The 16,061-nt window shown below is 60.7% G+C and carries 18 protein-coding genes and 1 tRNA gene; 11 read left to right on the top strand and 8 right to left on the bottom strand.

Annotated features, from left to right (window positions below; genetic code table 11):
• Positions 1-76 precede the first annotated feature (76 nt).
• The 8 genes from LC298_RS16985 to LC298_RS17020 all read left to right on the top strand — a co-directional run bounded on the left by LC298_RS16985 (position 77) and on the right by LC298_RS17020 (position 8,245).
• Positions 77-841 carry an N-formylglutamate amidohydrolase gene (locus LC298_RS16985; RefSeq protein WP_131571369.1) on the top strand — a complete coding sequence of 255 codons (765 nt, stop codon included), beginning with the start codon at positions 77-79 and terminating at the stop codon, positions 839-841.
• Positions 841-1,455, top strand: a complete 615-nt coding sequence (locus tag LC298_RS16990; RefSeq protein WP_131571372.1) for a TRAP transporter small permease subunit — start codon at positions 841-843, stop codon at positions 1,453-1,455. Before LC298_RS16985 ends, LC298_RS16990 begins: the two co-directional genes overlap by 1 nt.
• Complete coding sequence (locus LC298_RS16995) at positions 1,455-2,780, top strand: TRAP transporter large permease (RefSeq protein ID WP_131571375.1); 1,326 nt, start codon at positions 1,455-1,457, stop codon at positions 2,778-2,780. Before LC298_RS16990 ends, LC298_RS16995 begins: the two co-directional genes overlap by 1 nt.
• Positions 2,781-2,840: 60 nt before the next feature.
• On the top strand, positions 2,841-3,878 hold the full coding sequence (locus LC298_RS17000; RefSeq protein WP_131571378.1) for a TRAP transporter substrate-binding protein: 1,038 nt from the start codon (positions 2,841-2,843) through the stop codon (positions 3,876-3,878).
• Between the two features lie 71 nt (positions 3,879-3,949).
• Positions 3,950-5,314 carry a glutamine synthetase family protein gene (locus tag LC298_RS17005; RefSeq protein WP_131571381.1) on the top strand — a complete coding sequence of 455 codons (1,365 nt, stop codon included), beginning with the start codon at positions 3,950-3,952 and terminating at the stop codon, positions 5,312-5,314.
• 13 nt (positions 5,315-5,327) lie between these two features.
• Entirely contained in the window at positions 5,328-6,710 is a 1,383-nt protein-coding gene (locus tag LC298_RS17010; protein ID WP_131571384.1) for an aldehyde dehydrogenase family protein, read from the top strand.
• Entirely contained in the window at positions 6,707-7,852 is a 1,146-nt protein-coding gene (locus LC298_RS17015; RefSeq protein ID WP_131571387.1) for an iron-containing alcohol dehydrogenase, read from the top strand. Before LC298_RS17010 ends, LC298_RS17015 begins: the two co-directional genes overlap by 4 nt.
• Before the next feature lie 99 nt (positions 7,853-7,951).
• On the top strand, positions 7,952-8,245 hold the full coding sequence (locus LC298_RS17020; protein WP_131571390.1) for a hypothetical protein: 294 nt from the start codon (positions 7,952-7,954) through the stop codon (positions 8,243-8,245).
• Between the two features lie 127 nt (positions 8,246-8,372).
• On the opposite strand, the gene LC298_RS17025 is transcribed toward LC298_RS17020, so the two are convergent.
• A tRNA-Val gene (locus LC298_RS17025) sits at positions 8,373-8,447 on the bottom strand.
• Positions 8,448-8,527: 80 nt separating this feature from the next.
• Complete coding sequence (cpdR, locus tag LC298_RS17030; RefSeq protein ID WP_131571393.1) at positions 8,528-8,890, bottom strand: cell cycle two-component system response regulator CpdR; 363 nt, start codon at positions 8,888-8,890, stop codon at positions 8,528-8,530.
• Between the two features lie 218 nt (positions 8,891-9,108).
• Here cpdR and LC298_RS17035 point away from each other — a divergent pair, with 218 nt between their 5' ends.
• Positions 9,109-9,999, top strand: coding sequence for an N-formylglutamate amidohydrolase (locus LC298_RS17035; protein ID WP_131571396.1), 891 nt, complete (start codon positions 9,109-9,111; stop codon positions 9,997-9,999).
• Positions 10,000-10,188: 189 nt separating this feature from the next.
• On the top strand, positions 10,189-10,986 hold the full coding sequence (gene hisN, locus LC298_RS17040) for a histidinol-phosphatase (RefSeq protein ID WP_131571399.1): 798 nt from the start codon (positions 10,189-10,191) through the stop codon (positions 10,984-10,986).
• A 4-nt stretch (positions 10,987-10,990) separates the two neighbouring features.
• On the opposite strand, the gene LC298_RS17045 is transcribed toward hisN, so the two are convergent.
• Both LC298_RS17045 and LC298_RS17050 read right to left on the bottom strand, forming a co-directional pair.
• Positions 10,991-11,941 (bottom strand): alpha/beta fold hydrolase, encoded by a 951-nt coding sequence (locus LC298_RS17045; protein WP_223385718.1) that lies wholly within the window; start codon positions 11,939-11,941, stop codon positions 10,991-10,993.
• Positions 11,942-12,092: 151 nt separating this feature from the next.
• Positions 12,093-12,512: a hypothetical protein gene (locus LC298_RS17050; protein ID WP_131571402.1), complete on the bottom strand. Its 420-nt coding sequence runs from the start codon at positions 12,510-12,512 to the stop codon at positions 12,093-12,095.
• Positions 12,513-12,784: 272 nt separating this feature from the next.
• Here LC298_RS17050 and LC298_RS17055 point away from each other — a divergent pair, with 272 nt between their 5' ends.
• Positions 12,785-13,252 carry an Hsp20 family protein gene (locus LC298_RS17055; RefSeq protein ID WP_131571404.1) on the top strand — a complete coding sequence of 156 codons (468 nt, stop codon included), beginning with the start codon at positions 12,785-12,787 and terminating at the stop codon, positions 13,250-13,252.
• 81 nt (positions 13,253-13,333) lie between these two features.
• Here LC298_RS17055 and LC298_RS17060 read toward each other — a convergent pair whose 3' ends face one another.
• From LC298_RS17060 to LC298_RS17075, 4 genes are all read right to left on the bottom strand, one after another.
• Positions 13,334-13,942 carry a DoxX family protein gene (locus LC298_RS17060; protein ID WP_223385719.1) on the bottom strand — a complete coding sequence of 203 codons (609 nt, stop codon included), beginning with the start codon at positions 13,940-13,942 and terminating at the stop codon, positions 13,334-13,336.
• 22 nt (positions 13,943-13,964) lie between these two features.
• A complete protein-coding gene (locus LC298_RS17065) occupies positions 13,965-14,756 on the bottom strand; it encodes an HvfC/BufC N-terminal domain-containing protein (RefSeq protein WP_131571407.1) in 792 nt (263 codons plus the stop codon).
• Positions 14,740-15,609 carry an MNIO family bufferin maturase gene (gene bufB, locus LC298_RS17070; RefSeq protein ID WP_223385720.1) on the bottom strand — a complete coding sequence of 290 codons (870 nt, stop codon included), beginning with the start codon at positions 15,607-15,609 and terminating at the stop codon, positions 14,740-14,742. Before bufB ends, LC298_RS17065 begins: the two co-directional genes overlap by 17 nt.
• 116 nt (positions 15,610-15,725) lie before the next feature.
• Complete coding sequence (locus LC298_RS17075; protein ID WP_131571413.1) at positions 15,726-16,052, bottom strand: BufA1 family periplasmic bufferin-type metallophore; 327 nt, start codon at positions 16,050-16,052, stop codon at positions 15,726-15,728.
• Positions 16,053-16,061: the final 9 nt, after the last annotated feature.

Raw genomic sequence — 16,061 nt, forward strand, 5'->3', positions numbered from 1 at the left:
AATGCTGAAGAAAATTTTTCAGAAAAGGAATTGACACGCTGACCTCCCCTGAACGATCTTCTTCACGGGAGACAGGATGACGCGGGAAATCCAGCCATTTGATGCAGTGAAGACCGAGGGACCGGAGGGGCGGTCGCCGGTGCTTTTCCTGTGTGAACATGCGTCACGCGCCTTTCCGGAATCCTTCGGCGAACTTGGCCTTACCGAGGAGGTGCGCCAAAGCCACGTTGCATGGGATCCGGGTGCGTTGCCAGTCGCGCAGAACCTGGCAAGGACATTCGATGCGCCGCTGGTCAGGGGTGCGGTTTCGCGCCTCCTCTATGATTGTAATCGTCCGCCGGAAGCTGCGGATGCGGTACCGGCGAAAAGCGAGATCTTCGAGATCCCGGGCAATATCGGTCTCAGCGAGCAGGAACGGCAGCGGCGGGTCGATCTTATCTACCGGCCGTTCTGCACGGCGGTGGATACGGCTGTCGCCGAGGCCCAGCCATTGGCGATCGTGACGGTGCACAGTTTCACGCCGGTGTATTTCGGCAAACCGCGTGCAGTCGAAATTGGTCTGCTGCATGACACGGATAGCCGTCTCGCGGACGCGATGCTCGACCGGTCCGGAAAGGTTGAATTGAAGGTCGCACGCAACCAGCCTTACGGTCCCGGGGACGGGGTCATGCATTCATTGCGGCTGCATGCAGAGAGCCGCGGATTGCTCAATGTGATGATCGAGATCCGCAACGATTTGGTTGCGCAGGAAGATGCTCAAGAGCGTGTCGCCGGTGATCTTGCGACACTCTTGGAATCGGCGTTCGCCAAATGCGGGGTAAGCCGGGAGACGACAAGCTGATGCACCGTCTGCTCTTAGCCTATGTGCGCGTCGTCGACGGTCTGAATCGCCGGGTCGGACGGGTGATGATGTATGGCATCTTCGCCATGATGGCGATCCTTCTCTGGTCGGCCTTCACGAAGGTCGGCAGCGATATGGGGTTCGGCATCAATCCCTCGCTCTGGACGCTGGAGATGGCCCAGTTCGCGATGGTGGCCTATTACATCCTCGGCGGTCCCTATTCGATCCAGATCGGATCGAACGTACGGATGGACCTGTTCTACGGGAACTGGTCGAACCGCAAGAGGGCCTGGGTAGACGCCTTCACCGTGCTGTTCCTGATCTGCTACCTTTTCGTGCTCTTGTGGGGCGGGGTCAGTTCGGCCTCCTATTCGCTCGGCCATTTCTCGGGCGAGCCGATCACCTTCTTCTCCGGGATCATCGGAGCATTCTTCACCGGCGGGGCCGAAGCCGTAGCCGAAGAGGTCGGATTCATGGAACGCAGTGCGACGGCATGGCGCCCGTATTTGTGGCCGATCAAACTGATCATGGTACTTGGCATCTTCCTGATGCTTCTGCAGGCGGTCTCGGAGTTCTTCAAGGACATTCTCAGGATCCGGGGGATCACGATCTGATGTCCTACGAGTTGATCGCAATCCTCATGTTCTCGACCATGATGCTGATGCTGTTCACGGGGCAGCGGGTGTTCGGCGCGATCGGGTTCGTGGCCGTGGTGGCGGCGCTGCTTCTGTGGGGCGATCAGGGCGGATTCGATCTGGGCTTTTCCGCAGCGATGAAGCTGATGAAGTGGTATCCGCTTCTGACCCTGCCGATGTTTATCTTCATGGGCTACGTGTTGTCGGAATCGAAAATCGCCGACGATTTGTACCGAATGTTTCACGTCTGGACCGGCGGGATGCCTGGGGGGCTCGCGATGGGCACGATCGGCCTGATGGTGCTGATTTCGGCCATGAACGGGCTCAGCGTCGCGGGCATGGCCATCGGCGCCACGATCGCGCTGCCGGAACTCTTGAAGCGAAACTACGACAAGCTGATGGTCACCGGCGTCATCCAGGCGGGATCGAGCCTGGGCATTCTTGTTCCTCCCTCGGTCGTTCTGGTGCTTTACGCGATGATCGCGCGACAGCCAGTGGGTCAGCTCTGGCTCGCCGGGGTCTTTCCGGGGCTCATGATGGCGGCACTGTTCGTCATCTACATCTTCATCCGCTGCCGCATCACGCCGTCCCTTGGTCCCGTTTTGCCGCCCGATCAGCGGGACGTGGGTTGGGGCGAAAAACTGCGGCTTTTGAGGGCGGGGCTTTTACCGGTGTTCATCTTCGCCGTGATGATGGTGCCGTTTGTCAATGGCTGGACATCCCTCGTCGAAAGCTCTGCAATTGGCGCCCTGGCCGCGTTCTTCGCGGCGGTCGTCAAGGGGCGAATGACGCGCGACGTATTCGAGACGTCGGTTCGCAACACGCTCGGCATCAGCTGCATGTTCATGTGGATCATCCTGGCCGCCCTTGCCTTCGGCGCAGTTTTCGACGGGCTGGGCGCTGTCAAGGCCATCGAAGGGTTGTTCACAGAAAGGCTGGGGTTGAGCCCGTGGATGATCCTGATCCTGATGCAGCTGTCATTTATTCTTCTGGGCACGTTTCTGGACGATACAGCGATGTTGGTGATCGTGGCGCCGCTCTACGTGCCGCTGGTGGGTGCGCTCGGTTTCGATCTGGTCTGGTACGGGGTGCTCTACACGATCACGTGCCAGATCGCGTACATGACGCCACCCTTCGGATACAATTTGTTTTTGATGCGCGCGATGGCTCCGCCGGAGATCTCGCTGCGCGACATCTATCGCTCGATCATCCCGTTCGTGATGGTGATGATGCTGGCGCTGACGCTGGTCATGGTTTTCCCCGAGATCGCCCTGTGGCTACCGGATCATGTCTATGGAAAATAAACGAAAGAAGACTCCGAGGAAGGAGCGGATCAACAGCAACCCCAACAAGGAGATTTCCAAATGACCTCAAGACGCTCATTTTTGCGTACAGCCGGTCTCGGCGGCGCGGCGGTTCTTGCAAGTCCGGCCATCGTCAAGGCCCAGGCACCGATCAAGTGGCGGTTCCAGACCTATGCGGGCGCCGCCCTCGGCGAGCATGTGACCAAGCCCATGGTGGATTTCGTCAACAACGCCGCGAATGGCGAGATGGAAATCGAACTGTTCTATGCCGACCAGATTGTCCCCACAGGCGAATTGTTCCAGGCGCTACAGCGCGGAACAATCGATGCGGTGCATTCGGACGATGACTCGATGGCGTCGCCGACGCCGCTGCGCCAGTTTGGCGGTTACTTCCCCTTCGCGACAAAGCATATCCTCGACGTTCCGGTGCTGTTCAACCAGTACGGCTTGGCCGATATCTGGCGGTCGGAATACGAAAAGGTCGGTGTCGCTTGGATTTCGGCGGCAGGGCAGGACCCGTGCAACTTCAACACCAAGAAGGAAATTACCTCGGTCGCCGATCTGGACGGACTCAAGCTCTACACCTTCCCGACCGCGGGCCGGTTCCTGGCCAAGTTCGGCGTGGTGCCGGTGTCGATCCCTTATGAGGATGCGGAAGTTGCCGTGCAGACCGGCGAGCTCGACGGTATGGCCTGGTCGGGTATCACCGAGGATTACACGGTCGGCTGGGCCGATGTGACCGACCACTTCCTGACCAACAACATTTCGGGTGCCTGGATCGGGTCGTGGTTCGTCAACCAGCAACGCTGGGCGGACCTGCCGGAACATCTCAAGCAACTTGTCATGGCGGCCACCCAGGCTGGGCATACCTACCGCAACCAGTGGTACTGGGGGGGCGAGGCCCGGCTCCGGGCGCGCGGCGACAAGCTGGACCTACGCACCGTGCCGGCGGATGAATGGGCACAGGTGGAAGATGCCGCGAAGGAATTCTGGAACGAGGTCGCCGAGGAGGGCGAACTTCAGGAGAAGATCGTGGGTATCTTCCGCGAGTACAACGAGGTGATCAACCAGGCGGGCCCGCCCTACACCAACAGTTGATCACACCATCAAAGAGAAGCCCCGGGAAACCTGCCCGGGGCTTCGCCATGCCATGTGAGAGGAATGCCGAAATGCCGGGAAACCTGAGTCTCGATCAACTGAAGCGACTGACCGAATCCGGTGAGATCGATACCGTTTTGGCTTGCATGATCGACATGCAGGGCCGGCTGATGGGCAAGCGCTTCCACGCGCAGCATTTCGTCGAGAGCGCGTGGGAGGAAACCCATTGCTGCAACTATCTGCTTGCAACTGACCTCGAGATGCACACGGTGGCCGGTTACCGGTCGACAAGTTGGGCCGCCGGCTATGGCGACTACGTGATGCGTCCGGACATGTCGACACTCAGGCGCGCCGCCTGGCTCGACGCCACCGCGCTTGTGCTGTGCGACGTGCTCGATCACCATGGCCATCACGAAATGGCGCATTCACCGCGGGCCATGCTGCGCGCGCAGGTCACGCGGCTGGAAGACATGGGCTTCAGCCCCATTACCGCGACCGAACTGGAATTCTTCATCTTCGAGAAGAGCTTCGATGACATCCGCAAGGACGGATTTCGCGACTTGACGCCGATCTCCGGCTATAACGAGGACTATCACATCCTGCAGACCACCAAGGAAGAGGATGTGATGCGGGCGCTTCGCAACGGCCTTTATGGGTCGGGTGTTCCCGTCGAGGGAACCAAGGGGGAGGCCGAGGCCGGCCAGGAGGAGCTGAATATCCGCTATGGAACGGCGATGGAAACCGCCGACAACCACTCGATCGCCAAACATGCCGCCAAGGAGATCGGCTGGCAGAAGGGGCGGGCGGTGAGCTTCCTGCCGAAATGGCACGCTGACAGGGTCGGCTCGTCGAGCCATGTGCACCAGTCGCTCCAGATGCTGGACGGCGCACCGGCATTTTACGATGCCGGGGAAGACCTCGGCATGTCGGAGACGATGCGGCACTATCTCGGCGGCCTGCTCGAATATGCCGGAGACATCACCTTCTTCCTCGCTCCGTACGTTAACAGCTACAAGCGTTTCCAGAAGGGAAGTTTCGCGCCGACCCGCAAGGTCTGGTCGGTCGACAATCGCACCGCGGCGTTCCGGATTTGCGGCGATACATCGCCCGGCGTGCGCATCGAGTGCCGGGTCGGCGGATCCGACATGAATCCCTATCTGGCGATCGCGGGCATGCTGGCTGCGGGCATCAGGGGCATCGAGGAGAAGCTCGATCCGGGCGGGCCGGCTGCGGGTGATGCTTACGAGGGAGAGGCCGCACATATTCCCTCCACATTGACGGAGGCGACCGAGGCGCTGCGCCAGTCCACGATGCTGCGTGAAGCCTTCGGCGACGAGGTCGTCGACCATTACACCCGCGCCGCCGAATGGGAGCAGGAGGCTTTCGATGCGGTGGTGACTGATTGGGAAATCGCGCGCGGTTTCGAGCGCGCCTGAGGGGTACTCCAATATGACTCAGACACTCCAATGCATCTCGCCGATCGACGGGTCGATCTATGCCGAACGTCCTACACTAGACGAGGCGGCAGCTTCGTCCGCCGCCGCGAGCGCCCGCAACGCACAGGCCGACTGGGCCGCCCGGCCACTTTCCGAACGCGTCGCACTTGTACTCGCCGGCGTTGCCCGGCTTGGCGAAATGAATGACGAGATCGTGCCGGAACTGGCGCACATGATGGGAAGGCCGGTACGCTACGGCGGCGAGTTCGGCGGCGTCGAGGAGCGTGCGTCGCACATGGCCCGGATTGCCAAGGAGGCACTTGCACCGCTCGAGATCGAGGGTAGCGAGCGCTTCCGCCGCGTGATCAAGCGGGAGCCGCACGGCGTCGTCTTCGTCGTGGCACCGTGGAACTACCCCTACATGACTGCGATCAATACGGTCGCGCCCGCACTGATCGCGGGCAACACTGTAATCCTGAAGCACGCCACCCAAACCCTTCTCGCTGGCGAGAGACTGGCGCGCGCTTTTCATGAGGCGGGCGTGCCCGAGGCCGTCTTTGCCAATGTGTTCCTCGATCACGACACCACATCAAAGCTGATCGGTGCGCGAGCGTTCGATTTCGTCAACTTCACCGGTTCAGTGGGTGGCGGAAAAGCCATGGAGCGGGCTGCTGCCGGCACCTTCACGCCGCTTGGGCTCGAGCTTGGCGGCAAGGATCCGGGCTACGTGATGGAGGACGCTGATCTGGATGCGGCCGTCGCCACGCTGATGGATGGCGCAATGTTCAACTCTGGACAATGCTGCTGCGGCATCGAGCGCATCTATGTTCATGAAAGCTTGTTCGACGCGTTCGTCGGAAAAGCGGTCGAGACTGCCAAGGCGCTGAAGCTCGGCAACCCTCTCGATCCCGGCACGTCGCTCGGGCCGATGGCGCACAGGCGGTTCGCCGATGAGGTGCGCGCCCAAATCAGCGAAGCGGTTGCGGCCGGCGCGACCGCGCTTCTCGACCCGCTTCCGGAGGATGATGGCGGAACATATCTTTCGCCGCAGATCCTGACCGGCGTGACCCACGACATGCGGGTGATGCGCGACGAAAGTTTCGGCCCGGTTGTCGGCATCATGCCGGTCTCCGACGATGACGAGGCGATCCGCCTGATGAACGACAGCATATTTGGCCTGACGGCGTCGCTGTGGACGCCGGATGTCGAACGCGCGGAGCACCTCGGCGCGCGAATCGAGACCGGAACGGTTTTTCTCAACCGTGCCGACTATCTTGATCCCGGTCTTTGCTGGACGGGCTGCAAGATGACGGGACGCGGCGGCGCGCTATCGGTGATCGGCTATCAGAACCTAACACGTCCGAAATCCTACCATCTCAAAAAGGTGACCTCATGAACCTGACCGGCAACTGGTCGTATCCGACGGCGATCCGCTTTGGCGCCGGCCGCATCTCGGAACTCGCCGGGACGTGCGTGGAACTGGGCATCCGCAATCCGCTTCTGGTCACCGACCGCGGATTGGCGGCACTGCCCATCACGGCCAAGGCGCTTGACATCGTCGAGGACGGGGGCCTTGGCCGCGCGATGTTCGCCGAGGTTGACCCTAACCCGAATGAGAACAATCTCGAGGCGGGGCTCAAGGTCTATCGCGAAGGCGGGCATGATGGCGTCATCGCGTTCGGCGGCGGCTCGGGGCTTGATCTCGGGAAGATGGTCGCGTTCATGTCGGGCCAGTCGCGCCCGGTGTGGGATTTCGAGGATGTCGGCGACTGGTGGACCCGCGCCGATCCCGCCGGGATCGCGCCGATCATCGCCGTGCCGACCACCGCGGGCACTGGCTCGGAAGTCGGCCGCGCCAGCGTGATCACCAATTCCGAGACCCACGTAAAGAAGATCATCTTTCATCCGAAAGTCCTGCCATCGGCGGTTATCGCCGATCCCGAATTGACCGTGGGGATGCCGGCGGCGATCACGGCGGGCACGGGCATGGATGCATTTGCGCATTGCCTCGAGGCATTTTCCTCGCCGCATTATCATCCGATGAGCCAAGGCATCGCCCTGGAAGGGATGCGTCTGGTCGATACATATCTCCCGCGTGCCTACGCTGACGGGACCGACCTCGAGGCGCGTGCCCACATGATGAGCGCAGCGGCCATGGGAGCCGTCGCGTTCCAGAAGGGGCTCGGTGCGGTGCACGCGCTCAGTCATCCCGTTGGCGCGGTTTACAATACCCATCACGGGACGACAAACGCGGTGGTGATTCCGCCAGTTCTGATGTTCAACCGCCCGGCGATCGAGGAGCGTATCGTTCGGGCCGCCGCCTATCTCGGCATCGATGGCGGGTTCGACGGCTTTTTCGATCACGTTCTCGAACTGCGCTCCGGGCTCGGCATTCCCGACAAGTTGGGCGCGCTTGGCGTCGGTGCCGACCGGATCGACGAGCTGACCGAGATGGCCCTTCAGGATCCGAGTGTGGGCGGAAATCCGGTCAGGATGACGCCCGAAAACACCAGAGCGCTGTTTGATGCCTGCATCTGATGCAGACAAGACACTGAATGGGTGACCCGACGTAAGGTCGTGTTAATCGTCATGGGGCACCATGGGCCGAGACGTCACTGGTCGACTATGGAGGCCATCGTGTGGATAGACGCTGATATCGCCTTGGTCCTGTCGATTATTTTCCTTGGCGCCGCGGCCTCCTACATTGCGGGCATTGCAATGGATGGCGTTATGGGCGCGGACGGATTTGGCACTTTGATCAATGCGCTGATCCTGATGACAGGCGGATTCATTGGTTATTACGCGCAAATGCATCTGCCGATCTTCGGACGCGACGCGACGTGGGCGGCCGTCATGGCGGTGGGCGGCGCATTCACAGGTCTGGCGCTGCTGGCAATCCTAAAGGCTCTTTCGAGCCGAATGGGTTTTTGAGCGCAGCAGCTTTCGCACTCGCGGGCGGACGAGTTCGCGCAGCCAATCCTTAGTCGTCTGCGCGATCCCGAACGCGTCGTCGGTCGGGTCCGCGTCCGTCCAAAAAACAGCCCTGTCCGGGGTCGGATGGTGGGCGATACTGGGATTGAACCAGTGACCCCTTCGATGTCAACGAAGTGCTCTCCCGCTGAGCTAATCGCCCATCCGAGCCGGGCATACACCATAACAGACGCGTGCGGTCAATAGTGCGCAGTCGATAAAAAACGAGGCCTGACAGTGGCCTTAGGCGGCCTTGATCATCTTGTCGACCTCTGACACCAATTCGCGAAGATGGAAGGGCTTGGACAACACCTTGGCATCCTTCGGCGCATTGGAATCCGGGTTCAGCGCAACCGCCGCGAATCCAGTAATAAACATCACCTTCAGATCCGGATCGAGTTCCGTGGCGCGGCGCGCCAGTTCGATGCCGTCCATTTCCGGCATCACGATATCAGTCAGGAGTAGCGAGAACGGTTCCTCGCGCAAGCGCTCGTACGCGCTGGCCCCGTTGTCGTAGTCGGTAACATGGTATCCGGCCTTCTCGAGTGCCTTCACCAGGAAGGCGCGCATGTCGTTATCGTCTTCAGCAAGAAGTATGCGGTTCATGTCGCACCCGTTCTATCGGCTCGCGGCCGTCGAAATAAAAATCAGTGTCCCAGTCATCACAGGATGGGGTAAACATGGGGTTTATTATCCCCAAATGTCCGCGCCGCACTTGAAATTTCGCGTGATCGCCGGGCGCCGCACACTGGACAGGGCACGAGGCTCCTGTCAACAATCAATTGGCAACCCAACGAATCCCGCGAGCGCGGGCGTGGAGGAAAATGTACGGCGAGCCCGATTTTCTGGATCATCCTGCCTTCGAGGTCAGGGAACCGGCCGAGCAGCGCGTGCCTTTCGTTTTCAATTCTCCGCACAGCGGGCGGTACTACCCCGAGCGTTTCATGGCCATGACTCGGTTGGACAGCGTGTCGATAAGGCGCTCTGAAGACTATTTCGTCGACGAATTGTTTTCTGGCGCCGTGCCGCTCGGAGCCCCGTTGCTGTTGGCGCATTTTCCGCGCGCCTATCTCGATGTGAACCGTGAGCCATACGAACTTGATCCGCGCATGTTCAGGGAGCGCTTGCCGCCGTTCGCCAATTCCCGCTCCATCCGTGTTGCCGGTGGTCTGGGAACGGTGCCACGGGTCGTTTCGGAAGGCCTTGAGATTTACCGGTCGGGCATCCCGGTCGCTGAGGCGCAAGCCCGCATCACAAGCATTTACAAACCCTATCACCGGACCCTGCGCGAGCTTCTTGCACAGACGCATCGCCGTTTTGGCTTCGCGGTGCTGATTGATTGTCATTCCATGCCCGCCTCGGTGCGCTACGGACCGGACGGCGTGCGCCCGGATTTCATCATCGGCGACCGCTTCGGCACCAGCGCCAGCCGGAACGTCAGCGAGGCGGTGGCCGAAATTCTTTCATCGATGGGATACATGGTCACCTCTAACAAGCCCTATGCCGGCGGCTTCATCACCGAACACTACGGACGTCCGCTGAAGGGACTTCACGCCCTGCAAGTGGAAGTAAACCGCGGCCTCTACATCGACGAGCAGACGCTGGTGCGCAAACCGTCCTTCCACCTGCTGCAGGACGATATCGCCGCGTTCATTTCCAGGCTGATGGACTTGCCGGACCATCTCTTCCACGATTTTTCCATCGCTGCAGAGTAGCCGTCTCCTCAAAAAGAAGCCGCATCGCGTTGCGACACGGCCCAAGTCTAGGGAGGAAACGCCCAAGGAGGGCGTGGCAGAGATCTGCCAGGACCCATGATATGCTGCAATGCACAAAAGTCAATGACGTTGCGGAACGGAGCGGAGATTTTTCTTGCAAACCTGGCGTCCCGCGGCCAGTTAGCGCCAATGAGCGCACCATTATTGCCGGAAATTGCCTTTTTTCAGGAACTCGCGGAGGTTGCCGCCGCCGAGACGCTGCCATTATTTCGAAGCGCCGCTTCGGTGGAAAACAAGCTCGACACAGGATTTGATCCGGTGACCCAGGCGGATTGTCTGGCCGAGGATGCGATGCGATCGTTGATCGAGGCGCGCTTTCCCGACCACGGCATTATTGGCGAGGAGCGCGGAACTGTGCGCGGTGAAAGCCGATATGTCTGGATCATCGATCCCATCGATGGCACCAGGGCTTATATCTCCGGCCTGCCCGTCTGGGGCACGCTGGCCGGCCTCAGGGTTGACGGGGCGGCGCGGGCCGGGATGATGTCGCAACCCTTTACCAATGAGTTGTTCGTAGCGGACGGTCGCCGTAGCCTGCTCATCGCCCATGGGCGCGCGCCTGTCGAGATGACAACACGCGGGAATCGCACAATCGAAAAGGCAACGCTCTTCACGACCTCGCCGGCGCTTTATAATGACGACAAACGCGCAGCCTACGACCGGCTTGAAAGCCGGGTTCGCCTGCCCCGCTATGGCTGCGATTGCTATGCCTTTGCGATGCTCGCCGCCGGCCATGCCGATCTGGTTGTAGAGCCTGGATTGCAAACTTACGACATTGCGGCCCTGATTCCGCTTATCGAGCAGGCCGGAGGGGTCGTGACGACGTGGGAAGGCGCGAACGCGGTCGATGGAGGCGATATCGTTGCCGCGGCGACGCCGGATCTCCACGCAGCCGCGCTGGAAGTTCTCAACGCAAAGACCGCCTGACGGATCACCCGTCGTCCGTCCCCGGGATGAACGAGTTCAATGCGGCAAGAAATTGATCGCGGTAGAAGTCAGCCTCCTGCATGATTTCGTGACGTGCGCCATCGATCGTCAGCAAGGATGCGGATCGCAATCTGTGGACGTGAGCCGAAATGGCCGCATTGGAGACCACGCTGTCCGCGCCGGCCATGACAATCAGGGTGGGAATGACGGTGGCCGCCAGGTGCTCTGAACGTTTGACATGATCGACCGCTTCGAACATCGCCGCGGTCCATGCCGCCGTGGGTCCGCCCAAGGTCAAATGCGGCTCGCTGTCCGCCGCTGCAAGGTTGCGCGCATACCGCGCAGGATCGGACGTGAGCCGGTTGCCCTCGAACGGTTTGCGCATCTTCCGGGCCGGGCCGCCAGCGACGTAGACATTCCCAAGCCCGACAAACCGGAGCGTGCGCGCAGCGAACCGTGAAAGTGCTCGCCGGAGCGGGGAGCCGGGGATATCCAGCAGGGGCGCTGAGAGAACCATCCGGCGCACACGGTTGACCATCGCGGGCGCCGTGTAGAGGGCCACCAGCGCTCCGGTGGAATGGGCGAGGATGAAGTAGGGCGGGCGGCAATCCGGGAGGACGACTTCGCGGAAGATCGTCTCGAGATCGGACGCGTATTGGGCGAAATCGTCAACATAACCCGGATCACGATTCGTATAGAACCGGTCCGAACCGCCCTGGCCGCGCCAGTCGAATGTGGCGACGTCGAACCCGGACTTGACCAAATCACCGACCGTCTCTGCATATTTTTCGATCGCCTCGTTGCGACCGTGCAGAAGAAGGATCGTACCCGTGGGCGATGCTTTTGACTGTCGGTGAACCGCGTAGCGCAGATTGAACCCGTCCGGCGTTTCGACGTGACCCATTGCATAGGCTGCCGGTTGCTCCGGTCTTTCGAGTTCTGAAGTCTGGTTCATGGAGGACTGGCTGTTCGACGTCGTTGACGGGATCAGTGTTACGGGCGGGCATCGCAGAAATCAAAAAAAATCCGGGAGCGCCACGAAGGCGCTCCCGGCGTCGGACCGGACAGGAAGGGACGTTACAGCCCGGCCAGAACTCTTGGCAATCTCAGTAGATTCCGAACGAATATGAAAATCCGCCGTTGTGGCCGCGGAAACGGTAGCCTGTATCGCGGCCGTAGCGGCGAAGCGGCTGACGGGAAACGATTTCCGCCGTGCGCCCGTCGACGACGAGCCGGACCGGACCCCGATGCCCGCGGGCCACCACCACATAGTCGCCGCGCACCCGCTCGATGCTGCGAATCCTGGTGTAGCCGCGGTGACGCAGGGAGCGGACGATCCTCGGCAGTGGGAGGATGCGCTGACGGCCATAACGGCGCGCTTCACGGCCACGATAGTGGATGGTCTGGATATCGAATGCCGTGGATACGCCGATGGGCGCGGGAGCGGCGGGCGCGGCAAACGCGGCGCTCGACAGGCCGGAAGAAAGAAGGGCTGCGACGGCGGCTGTGGCGATCCTGGATTTCATTTCATGCTCCAAAGGCTTTTTCTGTGACAGTGGCCGGTTCGATCGGTCTTCAAATTTGAGGCCAATGTGCCAGCCCTCACCTGAACTGAGCCGGAAGAGGCTGTTCATCTTCAGTTCATGGCGAAAAACAGTGGACTTGAACCGCAGAAATTGAATTCCCAGATATCGGAAGCGGACGCCCAATCGGGTCCGCTGGCGTGAAAGGGTTGTGCCGAAAACGGGCAGCCGGAAGCGTCAAACGCAAACCATGTCGCTCAATTGGAGGACCAATCATGCGTCACATAGACTATTCACCCCTGTTCCGTTCAACCGTCGGGTTCGACCGTCTTTTTTCCATGCTGGACACCCTTGCCCAGCCGGAAAGCAATGGTCAGACCTATCCGCCCTACAATATCGAGCGGACCGGCGAGAACGCCTACCGCATCACCATGGCAGTCGCCGGCTTCGCGGAGGAAGACCTGACGATCGAAGCCCGTTCGAACGTCCTGACCGTTGCTGGCGCGAAGGCCGAGGAATCGACTGAGGAGAAGCGTGAGTTCCTGCACCGCGGGATCGCATCACGCGCCTTCGAGCGCCGCTTCCAGCTTGCCGATTATGTTGAAGTGAAGGCTGCCGAGTTGAAGAACGGCCTGCTTCACATCGATCTGGAGCGCGAAATCCCCGAGGCGATGAAGCCGCGCAAGATCGACATCAAGAACGGCAAGGATGCCAAGCAGATCGAAGCCAAATCGGTCAACTGATCGATCCGCTGCGGAGCCCGCAAAGGCTTTCAGCGTGATACAAAAAGGCGGGGGAAACCCCGCCTTTTTTGTTTTGAATGGTCAGCCGACGCGCCTGCGGAGCAGGTGATCGATCGACAGCCTCCCCGGTCCGTTGACGACGATCATCAATAGCACGAAAATCCACAGTAGACGCTGATCGAAGATGATCGCGTCGGGGAACCGGTCGAACATCGCTCCGACAAATTTGCCCTCGAGGCCGTGATGCGCAACGTCCACATAGCTCTGCACGATTATGAAAACGATCATGCCGAGCGCGGAAATGCGGCTGAACAGACCGATTACGATCATAACCGGAAGGACGATTTCGACCCACGTTCCCAGCAGTACGATCACGTGCCACGGGAAAAACGGCACCGCCGCCGGATTGAAACCGTACTGTTCCATCACCGACGGCAGGATCGACGCGAAGGCGCCGACCGAAGGATCGAGGAATCCGAACAGGCCCTCGCCGAGCTTGTTCCAGCCTGAGTTCAGGTAATAGAGAAGCAGCACGCTGGTGAAGGCCAACCGCGCGGCAAATCCGTTGAACCAGCCCGCAAACGCGCGCTCAAGCGCGGAGAAGAATCCGCAGTGGAGCCGAATGACCGCGCTAGCTGCACCACCCGCCCGCCCGGTATTGGCGCTGTCCATACGAGTTGTTTCCGCCATGGGCGTTTCATCCTATTGATGTTTAGTCCTGTTGATCCCGTGTTTCCGCGGCGATGAATGCGCCGGTTGAAATCAACGCGCCGATCGCTTCGGTGATATCAAAACCCCCCGCCTCGTTCGCACCCGCCTCGGCGGCTTCGGCCAGTGTGCCACCGGCGATCAACCGGCCGAAGAAGGCCCCCTGGCCGTCCGGGAGCCGGGTGACGGCGACGTCGTGGCCCGGCCGCGTGACCAGCGCGTCTTGCGGAATGCCGGCCCTTATGCGTCCGACATTTTCTTGATTCCGGTTGGCGTCGAAGATCTCGACGACTGCGAACTTCGACCGGACAAGGCCGGTCGCGGGATGCGGCGCAAAACCAGTATCGCCGAGCAGGTCAGGCGGAATTTCGCCCAATCTCGCCGGCGCCAGCGTCGCCGTGTCGGCCGCGTGATAAGCCGTCAGCCAGCACCGTTCTACGCGGGCGACATCGGCCAGATATGGCATGCGGGCCGCCGGTTCGAATGTCTCCATGAAGGATGCGAAATTATGGCCGTACTCGAACAGCAGCGGTGATGATGGCGGATGGGCGCGCACGAATTCGCGCGCCATGTCGCGAAAGAAGCTCTTGCCGGTGATGCGCTGGACTACCGGGAAAATGTCGGCCAGTGCGTCGATCAGGCTCACCGTGACGTTGTTTCGATAAACGTTGAACCGCCTGACGGCCTGCTTGCCGTTTGGTCCGGTAATCGATGTCGGCCTTTCGGCGGCGGGATTCAGGATAGCGGCTCGAAAGCCGGCCGTATCAAGGTCTCCCCTCTCACGATGCGGTTGCATGGCGTTTACCCATCAGGAACGTGGTGGCGACGTCATCGAGAATGCGCTCCGCAGCCGCTGCTTCCGATTTCAGTACCGGCCAAGCCGGCAGATCGGAATCCCATTCGACCAGCGTCGGCACCGGACCGGCCTGTTTGACCACAATCTCGAAGAGGTTCCAGACCGCCTCGGCGACACGTGTGTCGTGACTGTCGATCAGCAGCGTCTCGCCCTCATCGTCTTCCTGTACCGCATGCCCGGCAAGATGGATTTCGCAGACATGCTCGAGCGGATAATCCATCAAATAGGAGAGGGGCGAAAAACCGTGATTGGTTGCGGAGACGAAAACGTTGCTCACATCCAGAAGCAGGCCACAGCCGGTGCGGCTCACGATCTCGCGAATGAAATCGGTCTCGCTTATGGTGGAGTTCTCGAACACGACATAGGTCGACGGATTTTCCAGCAAGATCCGGCGGCCAATAAAGGACTGCATCTCGTCGATATGTGCACAGACATGCGAAAGCGTCTCGTCGGTATAGGGAAGTGGCAGCAGGTCGTTCATGAAGACGTCGTCATGCGTCGACCACGCGAGATGCTCGGAAACCAGCCCCGGCTCGTATCGGTCGACCAGCGCCTTGAAGCGGGCCAGGTGATCCCGGCTCAGCGGTTCGGGGCCGCCGATCGACATGCAAACGCCGTGAAGAGAGATGGGGTAGTCCTCACGGATCCGCTCGAGGGCGCGATGTGGAAAGCCACCATCGCCCATGTAGTTTTCCGCGTGGACCTCGAAGAAGCCAACCGGATCGCGATCGGCCAGAATATCGTCCAGATGAGTGTGCTTGAAACTCACCCCGGCCGACGCCGGAATAAGCATTGATGAAGCCGCAAACCGGGTTGTGGAGGCAGTTGAGGGGGTATCTGCCAAGTGGCCAGTGTGAGGGTCGGCCATGTCTGAGGCGCTCCGGTTTGCGGCGTCTGGTGACGTCAGGATCAGGCCGGCAGGTCGCGGTCAAGCGGCTCGAGCGAGCCCATGCGGCCGCCCGGTACTTCAATCGACGCGCACGTACCGCCACTTACGAAGGTCCACGCATTGCCCTGAAAGTCGACGGTGGACGTGCCCTGACAGGTGGTACCCGGGCCGGCGGCGCAGTCATTCGTGCCTGCAAGGGAAACGCCGTAGCATTTCTCCTTTCCCGCCTCCATCGCAGCCTTTCCCTCGGCCTCCGTGAGGGGGCCCGCATGGGCAAATGAGGACATCGCGGTTGCCACCGCGCCGGCAAGAATTGCTGTGCTGACTGTCTTTGCCGTCTTGGACATGGTCATTTT

This window comes from Oricola cellulosilytica (assembly GCF_019966575.1).
Classification (GTDB): Bacteria; Pseudomonadota; Alphaproteobacteria; order Rhizobiales; family Rhizobiaceae; genus Oricola; species Oricola cellulosilytica.

Coding starts and splice junctions, on each gene's coding strand:
- LC298_RS16985 (WP_131571369.1), top strand. CDS start 77: ATGACGCGGGAAATCCAGCCATTTGATGCAGTGAAGACCGAGGGACCG.
- LC298_RS16990 (WP_131571372.1), top strand. CDS start 841: ATGCACCGTCTGCTCTTAGCCTATGTGCGCGTCGTCGACGGTCTGAAT.
- LC298_RS16995 (WP_131571375.1), top strand. CDS start 1,455: ATGTCCTACGAGTTGATCGCAATCCTCATGTTCTCGACCATGATGCTG.
- LC298_RS17000 (WP_131571378.1), top strand. CDS start 2,841: ATGACCTCAAGACGCTCATTTTTGCGTACAGCCGGTCTCGGCGGCGCG.
- LC298_RS17005 (WP_131571381.1), top strand. CDS start 3,950: ATGCCGGGAAACCTGAGTCTCGATCAACTGAAGCGACTGACCGAATCC.
- LC298_RS17010 (WP_131571384.1), top strand. CDS start 5,328: ATGACTCAGACACTCCAATGCATCTCGCCGATCGACGGGTCGATCTAT.
- LC298_RS17015 (WP_131571387.1), top strand. CDS start 6,707: ATGAACCTGACCGGCAACTGGTCGTATCCGACGGCGATCCGCTTTGGC.
- cpdR (WP_131571393.1), bottom strand. CDS start 8,890: ATGAACCGCATACTTCTTGCTGAAGACGATAACGACATGCGCGCCTTC.
- LC298_RS17035 (WP_131571396.1), top strand. CDS start 9,109: ATGTACGGCGAGCCCGATTTTCTGGATCATCCTGCCTTCGAGGTCAGG.
- hisN (WP_131571399.1), top strand. CDS start 10,189: ATGAGCGCACCATTATTGCCGGAAATTGCCTTTTTTCAGGAACTCGCG.
- LC298_RS17045 (WP_223385718.1), bottom strand. CDS start 11,941: ATGAACCAGACTTCAGAACTCGAAAGACCGGAGCAACCGGCAGCCTAT.
- LC298_RS17050 (WP_131571402.1), bottom strand. CDS start 12,512: ATGAAATCCAGGATCGCCACAGCCGCCGTCGCAGCCCTTCTTTCTTCC.
- LC298_RS17055 (WP_131571404.1), top strand. CDS start 12,785: ATGCGTCACATAGACTATTCACCCCTGTTCCGTTCAACCGTCGGGTTC.
- LC298_RS17060 (WP_223385719.1), bottom strand. CDS start 13,942: ATGGCGGAAACAACTCGTATGGACAGCGCCAATACCGGGCGGGCGGGT.
- LC298_RS17065 (WP_131571407.1), bottom strand. CDS start 14,756: ATGCAACCGCATCGTGAGAGGGGAGACCTTGATACGGCCGGCTTTCGA.
- bufB (WP_223385720.1), bottom strand. CDS start 15,609: ATGCTTATTCCGGCGTCGGCCGGGGTGAGTTTCAAGCACACTCATCTG.
- LC298_RS17075 (WP_131571413.1), bottom strand. CDS start 16,052: ATGTCCAAGACGGCAAAGACAGTCAGCACAGCAATTCTTGCCGGCGCG.